The sequence below is a fragment of the Streptomyces sp. 5K101 genome, assembly GCF_046506645.1.
Taxonomy (GTDB): domain Bacteria; phylum Actinomycetota; class Actinomycetes; order Streptomycetales; family Streptomycetaceae; genus Streptomyces.
Map to the genome: position 1 here is coordinate 1 of NZ_JBKFFO010000041.1, position 18,676 is coordinate 18,676.

Annotated in this window: 20 protein-coding genes; 16 read left to right on the forward strand and 4 right to left on the reverse strand. The window is 69.4% G+C overall.

Features of this window, described 5'->3' with window-relative positions; all coding sequences use genetic code 11:
* Positions 1–293 precede the first annotated feature (293 nt).
* Positions 294–731, forward strand: a complete 438-nt coding sequence (locus tag ACLB9X_RS33435; RefSeq protein WP_410364187.1) for a GntR family transcriptional regulator — start codon at positions 294–296, stop codon at positions 729–731.
* Between the two features lie 26 nt (positions 732–757).
* Positions 758–1,321 (forward strand): HD domain-containing protein, encoded by a 564-nt coding sequence (locus ACLB9X_RS33440; RefSeq protein WP_410364188.1) that lies wholly within the window; start codon positions 758–760, stop codon positions 1,319–1,321.
* Here the strand turns inward: ACLB9X_RS33440 and ACLB9X_RS33445 are convergent.
* Together ACLB9X_RS33445 and ACLB9X_RS33450 are read right to left on the reverse strand one after the other, a co-directional pair.
* Complete coding sequence (locus ACLB9X_RS33445; protein WP_410364189.1) at positions 1,314–1,787, reverse strand: NUDIX domain-containing protein; 474 nt, start codon at positions 1,785–1,787, stop codon at positions 1,314–1,316. The genes ACLB9X_RS33440 and ACLB9X_RS33445 overlap by 8 nt on opposite strands.
* A 2-nt stretch (positions 1,788–1,789) precedes the next feature.
* Positions 1,790–2,503 carry an XRE family transcriptional regulator gene (locus ACLB9X_RS33450; protein ID WP_410364190.1) on the reverse strand — a complete coding sequence of 238 codons (714 nt, stop codon included), beginning with the start codon at positions 2,501–2,503 and terminating at the stop codon, positions 1,790–1,792.
* Between the two features lie 1,015 nt (positions 2,504–3,518).
* Here ACLB9X_RS33450 and ACLB9X_RS33455 point away from each other — a divergent pair.
* The 13 genes from ACLB9X_RS33455 to ACLB9X_RS33515 all read left to right on the forward strand — a co-directional run bounded on the left by ACLB9X_RS33455 (position 3,519) and on the right by ACLB9X_RS33515 (position 15,095).
* The gene (locus tag ACLB9X_RS33455; RefSeq protein WP_410364191.1) at positions 3,519–3,785 is read left to right on the forward strand and encodes a DUF6284 family protein; all 267 of its coding nucleotides are present in this window, start codon (positions 3,519–3,521) and stop codon (positions 3,783–3,785) included.
* 11 nt (positions 3,786–3,796) lie between these two features.
* Positions 3,797–4,117, forward strand: a complete 321-nt coding sequence (locus ACLB9X_RS33460; protein ID WP_410364192.1) for a hypothetical protein — start codon at positions 3,797–3,799, stop codon at positions 4,115–4,117.
* Entirely contained in the window at positions 4,114–5,133 is a 1,020-nt protein-coding gene (locus tag ACLB9X_RS33465) for a DUF2637 domain-containing protein (protein WP_410364193.1), read from the forward strand. Before ACLB9X_RS33460 ends, ACLB9X_RS33465 begins: the two co-directional genes overlap by 4 nt.
* Positions 5,130–5,369: a hypothetical protein gene (locus ACLB9X_RS33470; protein ID WP_410364194.1), complete on the forward strand. Its 240-nt coding sequence runs from the start codon at positions 5,130–5,132 to the stop codon at positions 5,367–5,369. Before ACLB9X_RS33465 ends, ACLB9X_RS33470 begins: the two co-directional genes overlap by 4 nt.
* Positions 5,369–5,704, forward strand: a complete 336-nt coding sequence (locus ACLB9X_RS33475; protein ID WP_410364206.1) for an RRQRL motif-containing zinc-binding protein — start codon at positions 5,369–5,371, stop codon at positions 5,702–5,704. Before ACLB9X_RS33470 ends, ACLB9X_RS33475 begins: the two co-directional genes overlap by 1 nt.
* Before the next feature lie 81 nt (positions 5,705–5,785).
* On the forward strand, positions 5,786–7,351 hold the full coding sequence (locus tag ACLB9X_RS33480; protein ID WP_410364195.1) for a hypothetical protein: 1,566 nt from the start codon (positions 5,786–5,788) through the stop codon (positions 7,349–7,351).
* Positions 7,352–7,353: 2 nt separating this feature from the next.
* Positions 7,354–9,468: a hypothetical protein gene (locus tag ACLB9X_RS33485; RefSeq protein ID WP_410364196.1), complete on the forward strand. Its 2,115-nt coding sequence runs from the start codon at positions 7,354–7,356 to the stop codon at positions 9,466–9,468.
* A 222-nt stretch (positions 9,469–9,690) separates the two neighbouring features.
* Positions 9,691–10,158: a hypothetical protein gene (locus tag ACLB9X_RS33490; RefSeq protein ID WP_410364197.1), complete on the forward strand. Its 468-nt coding sequence runs from the start codon at positions 9,691–9,693 to the stop codon at positions 10,156–10,158.
* A gap of 12 nt (positions 10,159–10,170) precedes the next feature.
* Positions 10,171–10,455, forward strand: a complete 285-nt coding sequence (locus ACLB9X_RS33495) for a hypothetical protein (protein ID WP_410364198.1) — start codon at positions 10,171–10,173, stop codon at positions 10,453–10,455.
* Between the two features lie 83 nt (positions 10,456–10,538).
* Positions 10,539–11,420, forward strand: a complete 882-nt coding sequence (locus ACLB9X_RS33500; RefSeq protein WP_410364199.1) for a bifunctional DNA primase/polymerase — start codon at positions 10,539–10,541, stop codon at positions 11,418–11,420.
* A 267-nt stretch (positions 11,421–11,687) separates the two neighbouring features.
* Positions 11,688–13,232, forward strand: coding sequence for a YfjI family protein (locus ACLB9X_RS33505; protein WP_410364200.1), 1,545 nt, complete (start codon positions 11,688–11,690; stop codon positions 13,230–13,232).
* A gap of 294 nt (positions 13,233–13,526) precedes the next feature.
* Positions 13,527–13,754, forward strand: coding sequence for a helix-turn-helix domain-containing protein (locus tag ACLB9X_RS33510; protein WP_410364201.1), 228 nt, complete (start codon positions 13,527–13,529; stop codon positions 13,752–13,754).
* Positions 13,755–13,832: 78 nt separating this feature from the next.
* Positions 13,833–15,095 carry a tyrosine-type recombinase/integrase gene (locus ACLB9X_RS33515; protein ID WP_410364202.1) on the forward strand — a complete coding sequence of 421 codons (1,263 nt, stop codon included), beginning with the start codon at positions 13,833–13,835 and terminating at the stop codon, positions 15,093–15,095.
* A gap of 145 nt (positions 15,096–15,240) precedes the next feature.
* Here ACLB9X_RS33515 and ACLB9X_RS33520 read toward each other — a convergent pair whose 3' ends face one another.
* The gene (locus tag ACLB9X_RS33520) at positions 15,241–15,543 is read right to left on the reverse strand and encodes a CPCC family cysteine-rich protein (RefSeq protein WP_410364203.1); all 303 of its coding nucleotides are present in this window, start codon (positions 15,541–15,543) and stop codon (positions 15,241–15,243) included.
* 549 nt (positions 15,544–16,092) lie between these two features.
* Here ACLB9X_RS33520 and ACLB9X_RS33525 point away from each other — a divergent pair.
* Entirely contained in the window at positions 16,093–16,266 is a 174-nt protein-coding gene (locus ACLB9X_RS33525) for a transposase (RefSeq protein ID WP_410364204.1), read from the forward strand.
* 297 nt (positions 16,267–16,563) lie between these two features.
* Here the strand turns inward: ACLB9X_RS33525 and ACLB9X_RS33530 are convergent, their stop codons facing one another.
* Positions 16,564–17,073 carry a hypothetical protein gene (locus ACLB9X_RS33530; protein WP_410364205.1) on the reverse strand — a complete coding sequence of 170 codons (510 nt, stop codon included), beginning with the start codon at positions 17,071–17,073 and terminating at the stop codon, positions 16,564–16,566.
* Positions 17,074–18,676: the final 1,603 nt, after the last annotated feature.

Below are 18,676 nucleotides of genomic sequence, written 5' to 3' on the forward strand. Positions count from 1 at the left end.
ACTTCATCTACTTCTGGCCCATCTACACGGGCACGCCGATCCCGATGGAGGACTGGCGCGGCCGGATGTGGCTGGACACGTGGGTGTAGCAGCAGATTCGGGGGCCGCCACGCGATGGCATGGGGATCCCTTCTTGGTCGTTGTTGGCGGTCGACAGTGGTCGTGGGCCGCCTCTGGACGGCCCCCACACGGCCCCACGATCGACCCTCTTCCACCAGGGCAACGACGTGTGAAGCTGGAGCGCGCGGCCGCGAACAAGCGCCACCGCGCAGGAGGCGGAGAAGGAGGAACGTGTGACGAACCCCAGTCCGCGCGGGACGTACTTGACGATCTCGGAGGCCCTGCGGGCGAGGATCGCTGAGGGGACCTACTCGGAGGGCCTTCCGTCCGAAGCAGAGATCGGGCGGGAGTTCGGCGTCGCACGCACGACCGTCCGTCGCGCTCTCCGCGCGCTCGAGGAGGCTGGTGACGTCGCCACCGTCGCCGGGGTCGGCTGGCAGGTCGCTGGCGGCTCACAGGCCGCGCCGTACAAACGAATCATGCGGGACCTCTTGGACCGCATTCGGACGGGCGAACTGCCCGCCGGCGCTCGCCTCCCCAGCGAGGCACAACTCTCCGAGTCGTACGAAGTCTCGCGGGGCACCGTCCGTCGTGCCCTGCACGAACTGGAAACCGCAGGGCACGTTCAAGCTCAGCACGGAGTCGGGCGGTTCGTAAGCCCGGCGCCCTGAACCTCGACAGCGTGGGAGGCACTCACATGCAGTTGGCCAAGTGGGCTTATGACCTCTCGGAGTCCCTGCTCGCCGACAGCCTGCCGCAGCGGTGGGCTCACTCTCAGCGCGTCTACTCGCAGGCCCTCACACTGGCCCCGGCTCTGGGGGCGGATGGGGAGCTGCTGGCCGCAGCCGCCATCGCGCACGACGTCGGGTACGCGCGGCCGGCCGTCGACACGGGACAGCACATGATCGATGGCGCGCGCTACCTGCGTGACGTGGTGGATGCCGACCCTCGGCTGTGCAGTGTCGTGGCCTTCCACACCTCTTCCCCCTGGGAGGCCTCCGAGCTGGGGCTGAGCGAGGCCCTCGCCGAGTTCGGCCCCGCAGAGCCTGACCTGGTGGACGCAATCACCTACTGCGACCTGACCAGCAGCCCCGTGGGCGCGCTCGTAGATCCAGCAACGCGGTTGACTGAGGTGCTGGATCGGTACGGCCCCGATCACGTCGTGTTCCGGGCCGTTTCTGCGGCTCGGCCTGCGCTGCTGGCCCGGGTGGCCCGGGTGCGCGAGCGCAGCTCCAAGGCAGAGCAGTCAAACGTCAGCTGATTCGCGGAACCGGTGAACCGCGGAACCCCTCCTCCAGGCGCTGGCGCGTGGTAGGTGACACGTCCAGAGCCTCAATTTCCGCCCTGGGAACCCATCGCACCTCAAGAGATTCCGCACTCACCTTTATCTCGCCACTGACCGGGCGAGCACGGAAGCAGATGGAGAATTCCTGCCGCACCTCACCGTCCGCAAACGCGATGACGTGGCCGGGGTCGGTGAAAATACCCACCATGCCAACAACCTCGACCACAATCCCGGTTTCCTCCAGAACTTCCCGGACCACCGTCGCCGCGATGTTCTCTCCGATCTCCTGGACACCCCCCGGCATGCCCCAACGTCCGTTGTCTGATCGGCGCTCCAGCAGCACTTCATCCGCATCGTTGACGACGAACGCCGTCACCGCGGGCACGATGCTGTTGGCTTTGGGCGCGTTGGGATCGTTGAAGTAGTCGGTGCGGCGACTCATGCTCACCTCTCGATGGGGACAGCTTCGGACCAGACCTTCTCGAAGCTCTGCTGATACGTAGAAACCAGCTCAGCACCGGCGACCTTGCGCAGATGGAGAACCGGCGTCAGGGGCGCACTCACGCCGTACACCTGCGTGTTCACCAGCCACTCGTCATCCGACCGGTAGAGCGAGTTATGCAGCGTCGACCGGTGAAGACGAAATTCAATCCCCGAAACCGAATAGAGGGGGCGGTAAAGCTTCATCACCTCTCGAACCTTGTACGCCACACCCTCACCGATCTCCTCCTCCTCTCCTCGGCGCCGGATCTCTGGGCTTTCGGGGTCGCCGAGCAGGATACGGGCCCGCACTCCGCTAGCCGATTTCAGCCTGAGCAACTGCGTCCAGCGAGGATTCTCGGCGAGGAAGACGCCCGCGTGCACCAGGACTCCAATCTCCCGTTCAGCGCGCCCGAACAGCTGAAGCCAGAGGTCGGCCGGCACATAAGAGCGATGCGGATAGACCTTCAAAACCTCGGCATCAGCAGCATCCTTACGCTGCCCGTCCGGAAGACCATCGGGCCAGAGATACCCCTCGTCCTCCCTCAGGAAGGCCGAGACCGCAAGGCGGTGTCGCCTGTATGGCGCTCGCCCCTTGGTGATCCAGCGCTCCACCGTCTTGGGGTCGACCCCAAGGTGCTCCGCCAGGGCATCCGTCGTGACACCTTGCGTCAGCATCGCGGACCTTAACCGCTCGTTCGCCATCCCACCCCCAGGGACGTCCAGGGACGCATTCGCCCGCCTGAACGCTATCGAGGACGTCCCAAGTCGTCCAGGGACGCGGTGACTTCGTCCCGCCCTTCGGCGGCAATCTGATGGCACATCACACGGCACCCCGGTTGAAGCCAAGAGCTTGACAGCCGCAACCGAGACCGCCACTGTGAGATACAGGTTCAACCATGTATCTCATGCGGGGAGCGCACTACTTCGCGCTGACCTGCATCGATACCTGAACCGGTGTGCCGGTGCCTGAGGTCCCATCCCTCTGCGCCGTTCAACTCAACAGAGTGATCCACCGCAGTACCACGGCCGTGAAGACGCCGGCCGAGGCGAGTGGAGACCAGCCGACCGAGACCGGGCCCGCGTCACAACCGGGCCCCACACCCCGCGCAGGGGGACACGCAATCGGCTCTAAAGAACCGCGTGGCCGACATTGACGCCGCAAAACGCCCCGGGAACCAGACCTCCCCGGAGCCAGCGGCACCACGCGAGTAGGAGGTCTGACGCACCAACCAGCTGATCCGCCGTCTGCCGACGGCGGCCGGTTGCCTCCCCCGCCCGTCCGGCTCTTTGCCGTACGGGCGGGGTGTGGGGAGCTGGAATCCGCTGACTCTACATGACCGCGCCGCCCGCAGCTGCAACTCCGGGCGGCGCCTTACAGGCACCTATGTGGAGGTCCCTGTGATCACCAGTCTGACAGAGGCGGAGCGGGCCGAGCTGGCCCGCAGGAACGCCGAGGCGAACAAGCGCAGCGAGGACAACGCCCGTGTGCACGGCCGCCGGTGAGCGGCGAGCACGAGCGGGACGAGCGTCCGCCGCTTCCGGTACGGCCCCCGCGGCCGCATCCGCACGCGGCGGCCGGCGGCCGCTGAGCTGATCCGAAGTCCCTGATTCCCAACAACGGCGTGCGCCCCCGGAGCAGCAACTCCGGGGGCGCTGTCGAGCCGTCCACCTGCTAGGGAGAACACGACTCATGAAGCACATCGTTGCTGTTCAGGCGGTTGTTACCGCCGACGAGTTCGACCGTGAGCCTATGGCCGCGGAGCTGGACGCGATCGAGCGGGAGATGCCGCTCATCGTGGCGGAGGTCGACCTGCTCGACGTCCAGATCGGTCTGCTCGACCGGCCGGCCACGGTACTGAACGAGCGGCGCATCCGCCGGGCCCGCAACCGGGTCCTCGCGGCCCGCCGCGACCTCACGAACCGCGCCGCGACGGCGCTGACGGGTGGTGCCGCATGAGGGCGTCCACAATGGCAGCGCTGAACGCTCCGCTGGTCGTCCTGCGGATGTTCAGCGCGGAGTACCCGCATCTCCCGGCCCCGGGAGTGTCGGTGTCCACGGTCTACCCCGACCGGCTGGAGCTGTCCTTCCACGACGACTTCGCCGGATTCGAGGCATGGCGGGACGCCTTGGGGATCGCGCCCGAGTCCGTGAGCTACCACGAGCAGGGCGTTCACACGCGCGTCCTGACGACGGAGACCGACTACGCCGGCGCCCGGCTGCTGCTGATCGGCTACACCAAGATTCCCGCCACCCCGGCGGTGCGTCCACGGGCGGAGGTCGGCCCGTGAACAGTGTTCAGATCCGTTCAGCGGAAAAGGCTCTGTCGGTCGGCACGTGGCTGATCGTGGCCGGGGCGATGCTCTACTCGGTCCTCACGGTGACCCCGCTCATGGCGGCGCACACGCCGAAGAAGTGGGACTGGACGGCCCCGATTCTGCCGATCGTCGTGGACGCCGCAGTCGTCATCGTGGTCCGCCTCGACTCGGTACTGGCCCGCCTCGGCGGGCACGGCGGCCGGTGGCCCGTCGTGCTGCGGTGGATGACCGGCTGCATGACCCTCGCCCTCAACATCGCCGACTCCGCGCTGAAGAAAGACCTGGTCGGCGTGGCCGTGCACGCGGTCGCGCCGCTGCTGCTGATCGTCACAGCAGAGGCCGGGCTCGCCTACCGGCGCGCCATCACGGCGGCCGTGGCGCGGCTGGAGGCCGAGCAGCGCGCCGAGCGGGAAGCCCGCGAGCGGGCTGTTGCCGAGCGTCGGGAGGCGGCCGAGCGGCGGGCCCGTGAGGAGCGCGAGCACGCCGCGATGCTGGCGCGTGAACAGCGCGAGCACGAAGCAGCGCTCGCCCGTGAACACGCTGAACGCGAGGAGCGGGCACGGCGTGAGGAGCGCGCGGAGCGGGAGGCTCGGGAGCGTGCGGAGCGGGAGGCTCGTGAACGCCGTGAACGCGAGCGTGAACAGCTTGACCGTGAGCGTGAACGCCGTGAACGCGAGGCCGCTCAGCGCCGCGAGAACGAGCGTCGCGAGCGCGAGGAAGCCGCGCGCCGTGAACAGCGCGAGCGTGAGGAGCGGTCCGCGCGTGAACGCGCCGCACTGCTCGCCGCCGGTCCCGTGAACGAGAAGCTGCCCGAGGACCGCGCCCGCGCCGTCGTCCATGCCGCGTTCGGCGAGGGACTGCCGGTGCGCACGGCCGCCGAACTGTGCGGCTGGTCGATCGGCTGGGTCTCCACCCGCTACCAGGAACTGCGCGACGCCCACCACCCCACGGCCCCGGCCGCCACGGTTCTGGAAGGAGCCACGTCGTGAAGCTCTCCCGGAACACCGCGCCAGTCGAGCCCGGCAACCTGCTGATCCGCCTGCATAACCAGGTCGGTGCCGCCGTCGACATCACCGGCCGCCCCTACGACCAGGCATCGCGGTGGGACTGCCACGGCTGCGGCGACCACTCCGACAGGCCCGAGCTGGACATCCTCGCTTTCACCCGCAGGGACGCCAACGCTCACGCCGCCGCCTGCCGGGCGGCATACCACCGGCTCGCGTGATGGCCACGCTGCCGGTCTACCGGTGGCGGCTCGCTCCGGACGGCTACGCCACCTACCGCCAGCTCCGTGCCCTGGGCCTGCGGCCCGGCGGGCAGGACGTCGCCGCCGAGCTGCAGCGCCCGCGCCGCCGCCGGGGCCCACTGATCGCCTACCTGTACCGGATCGACCAGGCCAAGCCCGTACGGCCCATGACGCCGGGCCGGTGGGCGGCTTTGGCAAAGGCGAACGCCGCACAGCGCATCTGCCCCAACTGCCGCCGTGACGTGGGCTATCGCATCCCGCGCTCGCACGGCATGTGCGGCCTGTGCATCTACGAGGAACAGCGCACCGCCTGACCACACGCGCAAGCCCCGAACGCGATGCTTTGGCCGGCAGCGTCCGGGGCTTGCTGACCTCCCTGAAGGAGTGCACTCAGCATGACGGACACCACCATCACTCCGGTAGCGGCCCCCGAGGCCGCCCCGGAGCCCACACCACCGCCCGCGACACCGGACCAGACGAACACCCCGGCCGCCGAGGTGGAGCACACGCCAGGCGGGTGGCCGGTCGTCCCGCTCGCGGTGACCGGTACAAACGCCACCACGTCCCTGATGGCCGCTGCCGCGCTGGTCGGCGGCCCGGCCGCGCTCGCCGTCGCCGCCACCGGCGCGGTCGTCCTTGGCGCGGCGGCCGCGACCCGCAACCGCCCTGACCAGCGGGACCAGGCGAAGACCCGGAACGCTGCCCGGACCGGCACGAAGGCCGGGGCAACTGCGCCCGGCCGCAGCTCCCGCCCCAGCGGGGGGCGGGTGCCGGGGCAGTCCCGTCACGGGAACACCGGAACCACGAAGGCCACTGGTCGCGGCCGGGGCAAGTCGCCCCGCAGTACGACCGGTTCCGCCGCCGCATCCGCCGGGCGGGCGGGCGGGCTGAACCGTACCGGCCGTAAGGGATCCGCTGGGTCGCCGTCCGCCTCGTCGGGCAAGGCACGCGGCACAGTGGGCCAGATCAAGGCACTGCGGGAAGCCGCCCGGCAGTCCTCGCCATCGCGGGCCGCCCGCCGCAACGAGACGACCGGCGCCCGCCGTTCGCTCGCGGACGCGCGGCGGCAGGCCAAGGCCGACCGGCGGTCCGGGAACCTGGCCGGTAAGGGGCCGGTCGGCCGTGCCGTGGGCAAGGCGGCCGGGCGTGTGGGGAAGGCCCGCGGGGCGGCGATAGAGCGGTCCCGGAAGGCGCGCGATGCGCGGGCGGCCGGGCAGGTCGCCGCCGAACGCGACCAGGCGCGTAAGGCACCGGCCCGCAAGAAGGCGCGCAAGGCCCTGTGGCGGTCGGCGGCCCGGTTCCAGCGCCGCCGCCTGCTGGCCGCTCTGCTGGCCGGTGCGCTCGGGCTGGTCGGTCTGATCACGTCCCCGATCGGCCGCAAGCTCGGGCTTCCGTGGCTCATCCACCCCGGCCGCCGCCTGTACGCCCGGCTGATGCGCACCGCCGACGAGCAGCGCACGGCCCGCGACGAGGCCATTCGCGCCGCCTTGCAGGACGACGAGGCCGCCGCCGACGCCGAGGTGTACAGCGACGGCACCGAGCAGATCGGGGACCAGGTCGAGCGGCCGGCCGGTGTCGTCCCCGCAGCACCCAGCACGACGAGTGAGGGAGAGATCGTGTCCGGTTTCCGGTTCGAGGACTACGCGGCGGAGATGGAATCCGCCGCTCAGCAGTACGACCCCGAGAACGCCATGGAGATCCTCGCCATGGTCGAAGGGCTCCCCGCCGCGCTCACGTCCGTGGCGAACGTGATGCGGATCCTCGCAGAGCGCGCGGACTCCGAGTTCCCGCTGGAGAAGGAAGTCGCGGACGGCTTCAACGACATCTTCGGCGCGGTCATGTCCGCAGTCGCGGTCGCGGAGGACATGGGCCCGCTGTTCCGCCAGGCCCACGAGCAGGACATCGCCCGCCACGAGGACCCGCGCAACGGGCCCGAGGCCGAGAAGGGATGGAACGTCTGATCATGACCACCAACACCGCCACGAAGTCGGGGCCGGTGTGGGACTGGGCGGCCGGTCACGGGCCCGTGACCGGCGCCCTGTCCGCCACCACCGGATGCCTCGCCGTCGCCACCACCGGAGCCGCCACCGGCATGCCCCCAGGCTGGGCTTTCGCCGTCGGCGCGGCCGGCGCGATCGGCCACACCGTCACCAGCCTGCGCGACCGGCTGTCCGCCCGCACCATCGGCATGCGCGCCGCCTCCTGGCTGGTCGGTGCCGGGTGGACCACGTGGGCCATGACCACCGGCCCGCTGTCATGGGCCGCGCTCGGGTCGCTCGCCACGTTCGGGGTCGGGCTGGGGGCCGCCGCCCGCGCCACCCTCCTGCGCGAAGAGGCGATCGAGCTGGAGGCGATCGCCGCCCACGAGCGGCAGGTCGCCCGGGAACTGTCCGCCGAGCGGCGGGCGATCGCCGCGGAATGGGTCGACCGGATCCAGCGCGTGTGCGGGATCACCGTGCGCGTGCTCGCTGTCGAGCAGTGGCCCGCCGGCACCGGGTTCACCATCGACACCGAGCTCCCGCCCGGCGGCACCACCTACGACAAGATCGCACAGCACTCCGCGCAGCTCTCCGCCGACGCGCGGTTGCCGCACGGCTGCACTGCCACCGCCTCCCAGGGCATCGACCAGGGCCGGGTGCTGGTCGACGTGACTACGGTCAACGTGCTCGCCGCCGAGGTCACCTACCCCACCGACTACGGCCCCCTGTCGCTGCACACCGGTATTCCGTGGGGGCTGCGGACGAACGCGGACGAGATCCGCGCCTACCTGCGCGAACAGTGCGCCCTCGTCGTCGGGCCCACGGGTTCCGGCAAGACCAACATGGTCCACACGATCCTCGCCGGATTCGCCCGCGCCACCGACATCCTCACCTGGGTCATCGACCTCAACGCCGGATCCGCCGGCCTGCCCTGGGTCCGCCCAGCCCTCGACAGCAGAGGGCAGACGGCAGAGGGCCTGCGGCCGGGTGTCGACTGGCTCGCCGCCTCCCACGAGGAAGCCGCGCTGATGCTCGATGCGGCGGTGCGGATCGCCAAGCACCGCAAGATGGCCTACCAGGACCTGATGTCCAAGGCGAACACCGACCTCCTGCCGATCAGCGACCGGATCCCCCAGATCATGATCGTGATCGACGAGGGCGCGGAAATCCTCGCCAGCAGCGACAAGCAGTCCCGCAAGCTCGCGGAGAAGATCCTCGAAGTGATCCGGATCGCCCGCGCCATGGGCATCCGCACCGTCCTGACCGCCCTCGGAGCCACCGGGGCCGTACTCGGCAACCTGATGATCCGCCGGGAGGCCAAGGTTCGCGTCGCCCTAACCGGCGGCGAGACCGAGGGCATGGACCTGGGCAAGCAGTTCCCCGGCTCCCGCGGCCTGCGCGTCGACCAGGCCCCGTACAAGGGCGCCGGGTTCATGGGCACCCCCGAATCCCCGGCCGCGCTGTTCAAGTCGTGGCGGATCCTGCCCAACCAGATCCGCGACATCGTCGCCGCCACGTCCGACCGGCACCCCACCCTGGACGCCACGTCGGCCAAGGCCGCCGGGTCGGACTACGCACGGCGCTGGGACAGTGCCCGCACCGCGTGGATGCGCGACGACGCTCCCCAGGAGCAGAGCACCGAGACCGGCACGGCGGCGCAGGGGTTGAACCTGTCCGCGCTGCGCGAGCATCCGCCCACGGTCGGTCCGGACGAGAAGGGCCGTCACGAGTGGGAGGACTTGGCAGCGAAGTTCCGCGAGCAGATCGACGCCCAGTTCGCCACCACCCCCGAGCCCGGAGCCACCGAACCGGACGCGGGCACCGAGCAGCCGCCCACGACAGCAGGGCTCAACCTGTCCGCCCTGCGCGGCGAGGAGGACAACGCCGCGCGGAACGCCGCACTCGCGCTGCTCCTCGCCGCCGGACCGGACGGGACCGGGGCGTCCGCAATCGCCCGCGCCCTCGCGGACGAGCACGGCACCACCCGGCAGACCGTCGTCGGATGGCTCAAGACATGGACCGAGGACGGCACCGCCGTCCGCGTCGGCACCGGCACCAAAGCCCGCTACGTCCACCACCGCCACGCCCCTCAGGCGTGAGCGCTTGTCGCTTGTCGCGCCGCCCGCGAGAAGGACCCTGGACGGCTCTGTGAGGGCCGGAAACGGCTTGTGACCTGCAAAGCGACGAGCGACAAGACAAGACAAGCGACAAGCCGCACGACAAGCCAGACGACAAGCCAGACGACAAGCGACACGACAAGCCGGCACCGGGCAGCACCCCACCCGCGGGGTGCTGCCCGCCGTCGTTGAAGGGACCCCGTTGTGCACTCCGAGACCGCGTACGAGATCACCACCGTCCCGCTCCAGCCGTCCCCGACCCACGGGGCGATGCTGCCGCACGAGATCCCGCCCGGCGTCCAACTCGTCACCCTGCCCGGCGGCATCCGCACCCTCGCCTACACCCAGCCGCCCGCGGCGCCCGATTCGCAGCCGGTGCCCGTCGCGCAGCCGATCCCGACGTGGGCCAAGACCACCGCACTCCTCACGCCGACGATCGGCGGCGGCATCGCGGCCGCCGGTATCGGCCTCTCCTACGCCGCACCCGGACTGATCGCCATGAGCCAAGCCCTGTGGGCCGCCGTCGCCCTCATCGCCGCTAGCGCCATCGCCCTGCCCCTGCTGCTCGGCACCGCCCGCCGTCACGGCCGGGCCGCGCCGACGCAGATCACGCAGAACATCACCGCCACCGGCCTCTTCGGCCGCGCCAACGGAACCATCAACCACCACTAAGGAGAACCGCACATGCCCCGGCTCCGTCTCCGTCGCGTCTCCTGGCCGCGACGCGCGGTCGTGCTGGCCGACACGCCCCGCCCCGACTGCCCCGACTGCGGCGGGGAGGGCGGATTCGAGCACCACTACGGCGACTACGAGACCGGCGAATACGCCGGTACCGACTGGGAGCCCTGCACCTGCTGGAACGAGGACCGCAAGTGGCTGCTGCTGCCGATCCCGCGCCTGCCGCGCCGCCGCCGCGCCTACCCCGACCCATGGGGCACCGGCGGCTACAGCGACGAACCGCCCTTCTGACGAGCCGAGGGCGGCCCCCTCACGCCAATGACCGGGGCCGCCCTCGTCTGCCAGTGCTCATCACAGAACTGGAGACATCCAGAATGACCCAACCGACCACGAACGACTACCTCCGAACCGCCCTGCATTTGGCCGGGGTAGGCGTACCAGTGCTGCCCCTGCGGGCCGGGAAGGTCCCGTTCGGGAACTGCCCCGACTGCACGGGTGGTACCTGCGGCGGCCGACCGCATATGAAGACCGCCGGCACCTGCGACTGCCCAAGGGTCTGCCACGGCTGGGCCGCCGCCACCACCAACACCAGCGTCATCACCTCCGCCGCGTGGGCGCCGATGTGGCGCACAGCCGCCGCCGTGGCCTACCACCCCGGTGGGGCCGGGCTCACGGTCGTGGACCTGGACGACACGGCTGCGGTCGCCTGGGCTCGCGCCGCGCTGCCCGCGACGAAGACCGTGCCGACGACGCGTGGTGAGCACTTGATCTACCGGGGCACCGTGCGGTCGGCCAACTCGGTGCGGCGGGGCGTGGACATCAAGTCCGCGATGTCCTACGCCCGCTGGCTCGGGCACGGCACCGGCCGCATCACCGCTGTGCCGGACGCCGTCTGCGCCTTGGTGGAGAGGGAAGAGACCACCCCCGGCCGCCGAGGCGTGGTCTCTTCCCCACCGGAGCGCGCCGCGTGGGACCGCAGCGTCGCCACCGGGTGCCGGCACACCGAGGCCTACGTGCGCACCGGCCTGGAGCGAGGCACGGCCCTGGTCCGCAGCCGTACCGAGACAGGTGCCGGGTCGCAGGCGTTCGGCGTAGCGCGGTTCATCGCCGCACAGCACGCCGACTGCCCCGGCCCCTGCGGCTTGGAGTACCTGGGCGAACAGGTCGTGGCCGCTGCCGTGGCGGTCGGCGTGCCTGAGCCCTACGCCCGGCGCGCGGTGGCCAACGGACTCAACACTCCTGGCAGGGCAGCATGAAAGCCCACGACGAACAGCCGGTCGTCATCACCGGCCTTCACATCCGCATCGCGGACTGGCTCTGCCGCTGTGGCCACCACGAGCGCGCCCGCGGACGCGCCACCGTCATGGAACTGACCACCCGCGTGCGCGTCGACCACTGCCCCCACGCCGCCGATGAGACGCCCACTGCCACGGCCGTGGGCGGAAGAGTCGCCACCCGTCAGGGCGTCCGTTCTGCCCTTCGTCCTGACCCGCACCCGACCACCCCGGAAGGAGCAACGCCGCGTGACCAGCAACGAGGTGAGCCCGGATCTGTGGGAGGGGTTCGACCTGACCGCCGAGGACATCACCGGCCCCGTCTGGGACGAACCCGTCCCGCTCAAAGCCCGCCCCGCTCTGCCCGCATTCCCAGTCGAGACCCTGCCCGCGTGGCTGGGTGACATGGTGCGCGGCGTGGCCGAGGAGACGCAGACCCCCGCCGACCTTGCTGGGTGTCTGGCACTGGCGGTGCTCGCCACGGCGGCCGGCGGGCGGGTCAAGGTCAACGTGCGCGGTCACTGGCGCGAGCCGGTCAACATCTACACCGCCATCGCCCTGGACCCCGGCAACCGCAAGAGCGCCGTGTTTGACCTGATGGTCCGCCCGTTGCTCGCGGCGGAGAAGACCCTCATCGAACTCTCCGCCCCGGCACGGGCGGAAGCGGAGACCACGGCCCGCCTGGCCAAGGCGGCGGCGGACAAGGCCGCGCAGAAGGCCGCCGCCGCCGAGCCGGGGCAGCGCAGCGAGCTGACCGTGGAAGCGGTCGCGCTGGCGCAGGCCGCCGAGGAGACGACCGTTCCGGCAGTGCCGCAACTGGTGGCGGACGACGTGACACCGGAGAACATCGGGACCCTCCTCGACCAGCAGGGCGGGCGCATCTCCTGCCTGAGCGCGGAAGGGGAGCTGTTCGACATCATCGCCGGCCGCTACAGCGGTCGGCCCAATATGGGCATGTTCCTCAAGGGCCACGCCGGGGACATGATCCGCGTCAACCGCCAAGGCCGGGAGGCCCAGCACATCGACGCCCCCGCCGTCACCGTGGGCCTGGCGATCCAGCCGGAAGTGCTCGACTCGCTCAGCCGCATCGACGGAGCCGACGGCCGCGGACTGCTCGCCCGCTTCCTGTACTCCAAGCCCGATTCGCTCGTCGGCCGGCGCAACCTCTCCCCGGCCCTGCTCGACGAGCAGACCGCCGCCACCTACGCCGCCCAGCTCGGAGGCCTGACTCTGGCACTGGCGGACTGGACCGAGCCCGCCGTGCTCACGCTCTCGCCCGAGGCGGACGCGGTCATACTCGCCTACCAGAAGGTCACAGAGTCGCGGCTCGGCAAGGAGGGACCACTCGCGCCGATCGTGAAGTGGGCCTCCAAGCGGGACGGAGCGGTCGCCCGCATCGCCGCTCTGCTGCACCTGGCCACGCACCCGCACGACGGGTGGCACCGGCCCATCGCCGCACCGACGATGGCCGCCGCCACCCAACTCGGGGACTACTTCACCGCGCACGCACTGGACGTGTTCGACGCCATGAGCGCAGACCCCGCCCAGGACGCGGCCCTGACCGTGCTGACCCACCTCGCCGCCGCCAACCCCGGCCGATTCAACAAGCGGGAACTGTTCCGGGCCCTGCGGCGGACAGACTTCCCCGCCATCACGGACCTCGACCCAGCCCTGACGCTGCTGGAAGAGCACGGCTGGATCCGTCAGCAGCCCCCACCGCCCCGCACCGGGCGCGGCGGCCGACCGCCCTCCCCCCGATACGAGACCCACCCCCGCATCAGCCGGAGTTCCTGACAGAACCCCCAGGCCGCTGACAGAACTGACAGAACTCCCTCATGCGCCGCTGACCTGTACAAACGGCGAGGTCGGCGGTGATGACAAAACCGAATTCAATGCTGACAGAACCCCTCCCTGCGTGGCGCAGGGCCCTGACAGAAGCTCCCGTCGGGCGGTTCTGTCAGGTTTTAATTCAGTTCTGTCAAAGGTCACGAACCCTAGGAAGCCGCAGCTCAGGCGCTCTGCGGCGAGGTTCTGTCAGTTCTGTCAGCGCACTCCCGGTAACCGCCCCAGCGAACCGCAGGAGACCTCATGGCAGCACGCCCGCCTACCGAGACCCTCCGTGCCGGCCTCCCCGACCGGTACCTCACTCCTAACGACATCGCCGAGCTGTTCGACGTGCCTCTGGAGACCGTCTACCAGTGGCGCAAGAGGCGAACTGGTCCGCCTGGCTTCCGCGTGGGCAAACACCTCCGTTACGACCCCGCCGCCGTCCAACGCTGGACCGCCGGGCGCATGGCCGCGGACAGCGCCGCCTGACAAGCCCCATACCGAGCACCCCGCAGGGTGACGCCACCAGGCGTCGCCCTGCGGCCTTTTCAGGAGACATGAGAACGCATGGCAGGCCACATTCAAGACCGCTGGTTCAAGACTGAGACTGACGAGAACGGCAAGGCCCGCAGGGTGCGGACCGATCGTCACGGGATCGGCATGCGCTACCGGGCGCGCTATGTCGGCCCTGACGGCAGCGAGAAGAGCAAGTCGTTCCCCGACAAGCAGAAGCGACTCGCGGAGCAGTGGCTCACCGCTACGGCCGCCGACATGGCCCGTGGCCAGTACGTCGATCCCCGCGCAGCGCGGATCACGTTCCAGCAGTTCGCAGAAAAGTGGGTCGCGACCCACACTACTGAGGTCAACAGTCGCGAGGCCGCCGAGCGACGGCTGCGGCTGCACGCCTACCCGTACATCGGGGCTCGTCCTCTGTCTTCGTTCCAGCCTGGCCACATCCGCACGTGGCTCGGGGCACTGGAAACCAACGTCCCGGCCGCGTCGCACCGCCGAATCATCTTCGGCACCGTGTCCGCCGCGTTCACCGCCGCTATGGACGACGGTCTGATCACAAAACATCCCTGCAAAGCCCGCTCGGTGCAGGTACCGAAGCCGAGCCGCTCGAGGGTCGCCCCCTGGACGGCAGAGCAGGTATTCGGCGTACGGGCGGAGCTCCCCGAGCATCTGCGCGCGACGGTGGACGTTGCCAGTGGGTGCGGTCTACGGCAGGGGGAGGTGTTCGGGCTCGCAGAAGACCAGCTGGACTACAAGGGCGGTTGGCTGTCAGTGATGCATCAACTAAAGCGCATCCGCGGCAAGTACGTGTTCGCTCTGCCAAAGGGCGGCAAGGTCCGCGGAGTGCCGCTGCCTACAGCCGTTGCGGAGGCCCTCCAAGCCCACTGCGAGACGTTCCCGCCCGCCAAGGTGACACTTCCATGGCGGACCCCAGACGGGCCTCTCGTGACCAAGTCGCTCTTGTTCATCGGCACGGCAGGCAGTCACATCCGGGTGAGCAACTTCAACGACTTCACGTGGAAGCCCGCCCTCGCAGTGGCGGGCATCATTCCCGTGCCCGAAGAAGGAGAGCGGTACACGGCCGCGCCCGAACACGGGATGCACGCGCTGAGACACTTCTACGCCTCGGTGCTCTTGGACGCCGGCGAGAACATCCGGGCCTTGAGCCAGTACCTGGGCCACGCCGATCCGGGCTTCACGCTCCGCACCTATACGCACCTCATGCCGAGCAGCGAGGGTCGCACCCGCAAGGCTGTCGACACTCTCTACGAGGCAGCTCGCGAGCCATACGGCTCCGAAAGGCCCCGAACAGATTGATGGTTACGCTGGTCGGCGCGGAGCTCCGGCCAGCGCCGACACCCGCTCCAAGAGTTCGCTCGGGTGGGCCTGACGGAGCACTTGGCCCTGCGGGATCCCGCCGCTGATGTCTCTCGACAGCAGCCTCTGTCTGCTGTCGTTGATGTCAGTTGGTGATGTCATCAATGCGGATCTCCTCCGGCCGAGGGTCGCGCACGAACTTGGTGCACGGCTCGTCGCAGGCGCCCATGGCCTCAAAGTTCAGTCGAGCTTCAGTGAGACTCAGCCGGCCATTTGGCCCGCCACGAACCCGATCTGCGTCGTGGTCGTCCTGCCCGTCGTCCTCCCAGAAGCACACGGAGCAGATCTCGTAGTTGCCGCGCTCGCCGAGTGTCACAAAGCCGCAGCAGGGGCAGCGGTACGGGCCATCTTCGGCCCTCCCCTGGATGTTGACGATAGGAGTAACCACCGCGGCATCCTGCCTTGCCGTAACGGTCGCCCGCCACCGCCTAGATGCGAACTATCGACGGGGCGATCGCTGCGGTCTGCGGGCTGACACTCGGCTCCTTGGGCTGAAGACCTGCTGCCGTCGCCGTGGTTGCTGTACTCCGCTGCTGCACAGCAACCAGCGTACCGACCACTGCTTTGTAAGCCTGGCGCCACGCATGGATGCGTCCTCGCTGGTCGTCGTGCGTGCCACGGTGTCGAGTCTGCCGACGGGCGTTCGCCCCGCTACAGGCTCCGAGTGTCCGTGGTTGACCGCGCGATCTGGCACGGATCTGGCACGAGAGCGCGCCGAGGCTAGGGGGTCAGTCGTGTCGCGAAGCTGGTGCGCGGATGTCGGGATCAAGGTCGGTAGAAGCCCCAACAACTGTGCACCAAGTCCGGCCACCGGCCCCGGCTGATCTACCGCATCCACCTCGACCACGGACCCGTCAAAAGCCGGCGCAAAGGCTTCACCGAGACCGACTACGCCCGCCTGCTCGACGCCGCGCACCAGCAGCTCGGCGGCCCGATCATGCTGGTGTGGGACAACTTGAACACCCACGTCAGCCGCACGATGCGGCGGCTGATCGACGCCCGATTTATGGCTGACCGTCTACTTCCGCCTGATGCTCCGGAGTTCAACCCGGCCGAGGACGTGTGGGCACACCCGAAGAGGTCGCTGGCCAACCTCACCAAACCGCCGTAACCTCAGCCTGAAGATCTCTAGAGCGCGGAGCGCATTGGGACCGGCTGCCGCCTCCCGCAGCGCGTGAGGGCGCGCAGCGCTCGGGGCCCCACTCCGGCGCGGGCCGCACAGCGGCACGCCGCGCCCGAATACCCGCTCCCCGGGGGAATGACGAGGATCGGTCGCGGGGCTGAGCCGGGCCAGCGCGCCCTGGACTCCTGGTCGACGCACGGGTGCTGAGGCCGTCGACTGTCTGGGGTGGCGCGCCCCGAAACCCTTGGGATCAAACGCCATGAAGCACCGGGAGATAACCCGCGCTCAGAAAGTGGGAGGGCTGGTCCCCCAGTTAACAATTGACGATGTGATCAGACCAAAGGAGCCAAGAGTGAAGCCACAGCGGAAGTTGACGAAATACATGTTTCCCGTGAAATTCTTCCCATCGCACAGCGTGTACGGGTATGCACATACGTCAACGGAGCGGATGGCGTTGTCCCAGTTCAGGAATCCCCTGCGAGCTTTCGTGGCAAGGTCCTTGATCGATTTCTCCGGAGGTACTCGAAGGATCTCGCCCTTCAGGTCCGGAAGGTCGTTGGCTTCGAGAACTGTGGGCGCTGGAGCGCCCTCCGGGAGGCAGCCGAGTCCACGCTCCTCCATGAGCCAGTGAAATTCGGCATCGCCCTCCATGCGCCGGGCCTCGGCGAGCATCGCCCTGCCGTCGGTGAAGGCGGCAAGGACCAAGGACGAGCCGTACGCCGCAGGAGTGATGTAGAGGCTCGGGTACTCCTTGTTCATGCGCTCGACATCATCAACCAGCTCTCCGTTGAGCATCACAGGGACGGTAGGCCTGAACGGACGTTGACGCTCGGTCTGTTCACCCCGGAGTGCCCATAGAGATCGGAACTCCTCCGACGCCACTGGTAGGGACTCGGTGTTGCCTGGTGTGGCCGCGGATCCAGCCGACTGGCACGCCACTGCGATCATCTCCTCTTGGTGAAATATGAAGAACGCTGAGAAGGTTCGAATCCGTGATCCGCAGTTTAGGTAGCCGCCCAGTAGTCAAAGTTGCCGCTTCCGCAGTTCCGCCCCCACGATGCCGGAATGCTCAACTCGGCGGACCTCGGATGGGATTACCTCAGATTCAAGCCTACGCTCGCTATTCCGCGATGTCGATTCGACGAGTACCGCTGACGAAATGGGGCAGCCGTCCGCATCGCTTCTATGTCTTGAGTGAACGGCCCGCCTGAGCCGGCGGTTCACCGGGCCTCTCGGCCCGAGCGCCCAGGCTGTGCGCGAGCGGTTGTCGCCGTTCGGGCTGGGCGGAGAGGTCGGGCGCACGATCTCGGCGATCCGGGCCAGAGTCCAGCACTGGTCGGGCCAGCCAGAGGCGGCCGGGACCGCATCCAGCACCGCCTCCAGCACACGCAGTTGATCCACGTCGAGCTTGCAGCGAGCGCCACCGGGCCCCTTGGAGGCCAGGGCCTGTTGGCCGCCCGAAGCCAACGCCCGCCGCCAGCGGTTCGCCGACATCCGGGTCACCCTGAACTGCCGGCACCTCCCGGTCACTGGCCCCGGCCTCGATCAGATCGGCGGCCGCCAGCCGGACCCGCTCACACCGGGCTCGTTCCTCAGCCGTCAGGCCGCAGCCATCGGGATACCTCATTCCTCCGGCATAGCGCGGCCCACGACAGCCGTCACGACCTCACGTATCCCACACCCTTAAAGATCTCTAGCTCAAACCGCTCACCGGGCTACTTGGGTACATCGCGTGCGACGTATCCCGCCACGCCCACCGCTCACCCCACCTCCCATCCCGTCTGCCGTCGACCCACACGCATGTGGAGCGGGCGCGGTGCCGGGCGTCCAGGTGGAGCGCGCCACTGTACGAACGACCTGGACGCCCGGTGCCGTGTCTGCTCGGCTTGTCCTGGGTCGATGGCAGACGGGATGGGAGTTCCCCGCCTCAACCACCCACGGCCGGCACCCGCGCACGGAGCTTCCTCCATCCCGGAGCCGCTCGCGCCCCCGCCGGAGGCATCTCTCTGACCCGCACCTCGCGCACTCGCCCGGGCCACATCGTGGTTCCCCACCCATCAACCCGAGCCGTCAGGCGTGCGGCCGGCGGCCGGGCCGGAGCGGGGCGAAGACAGGAGCGGCGGCCCGGACGACGGGCCGCACGCGCCGCGCCGTGCGCGGCGGGTGCCTTGATGAAGTAGGGAAACTTCTACCGCGACGCCGTACTTGGCGACGCGCCTCCGGCATGCGCGGTGAGGGCGCACACGTAAGGTACGCACACAGCACTCGTGGAGCGCTCAGGAGCTTGATCACGGCCCTGAGACGGCCCGGTAGGTGTATGACCGCCCCCGGGCGGCGATGAAAGTGCTGGTCAAGGCCACGTACGGCGCAAGCGTCGAGACTTCATCTACTTCTGGCC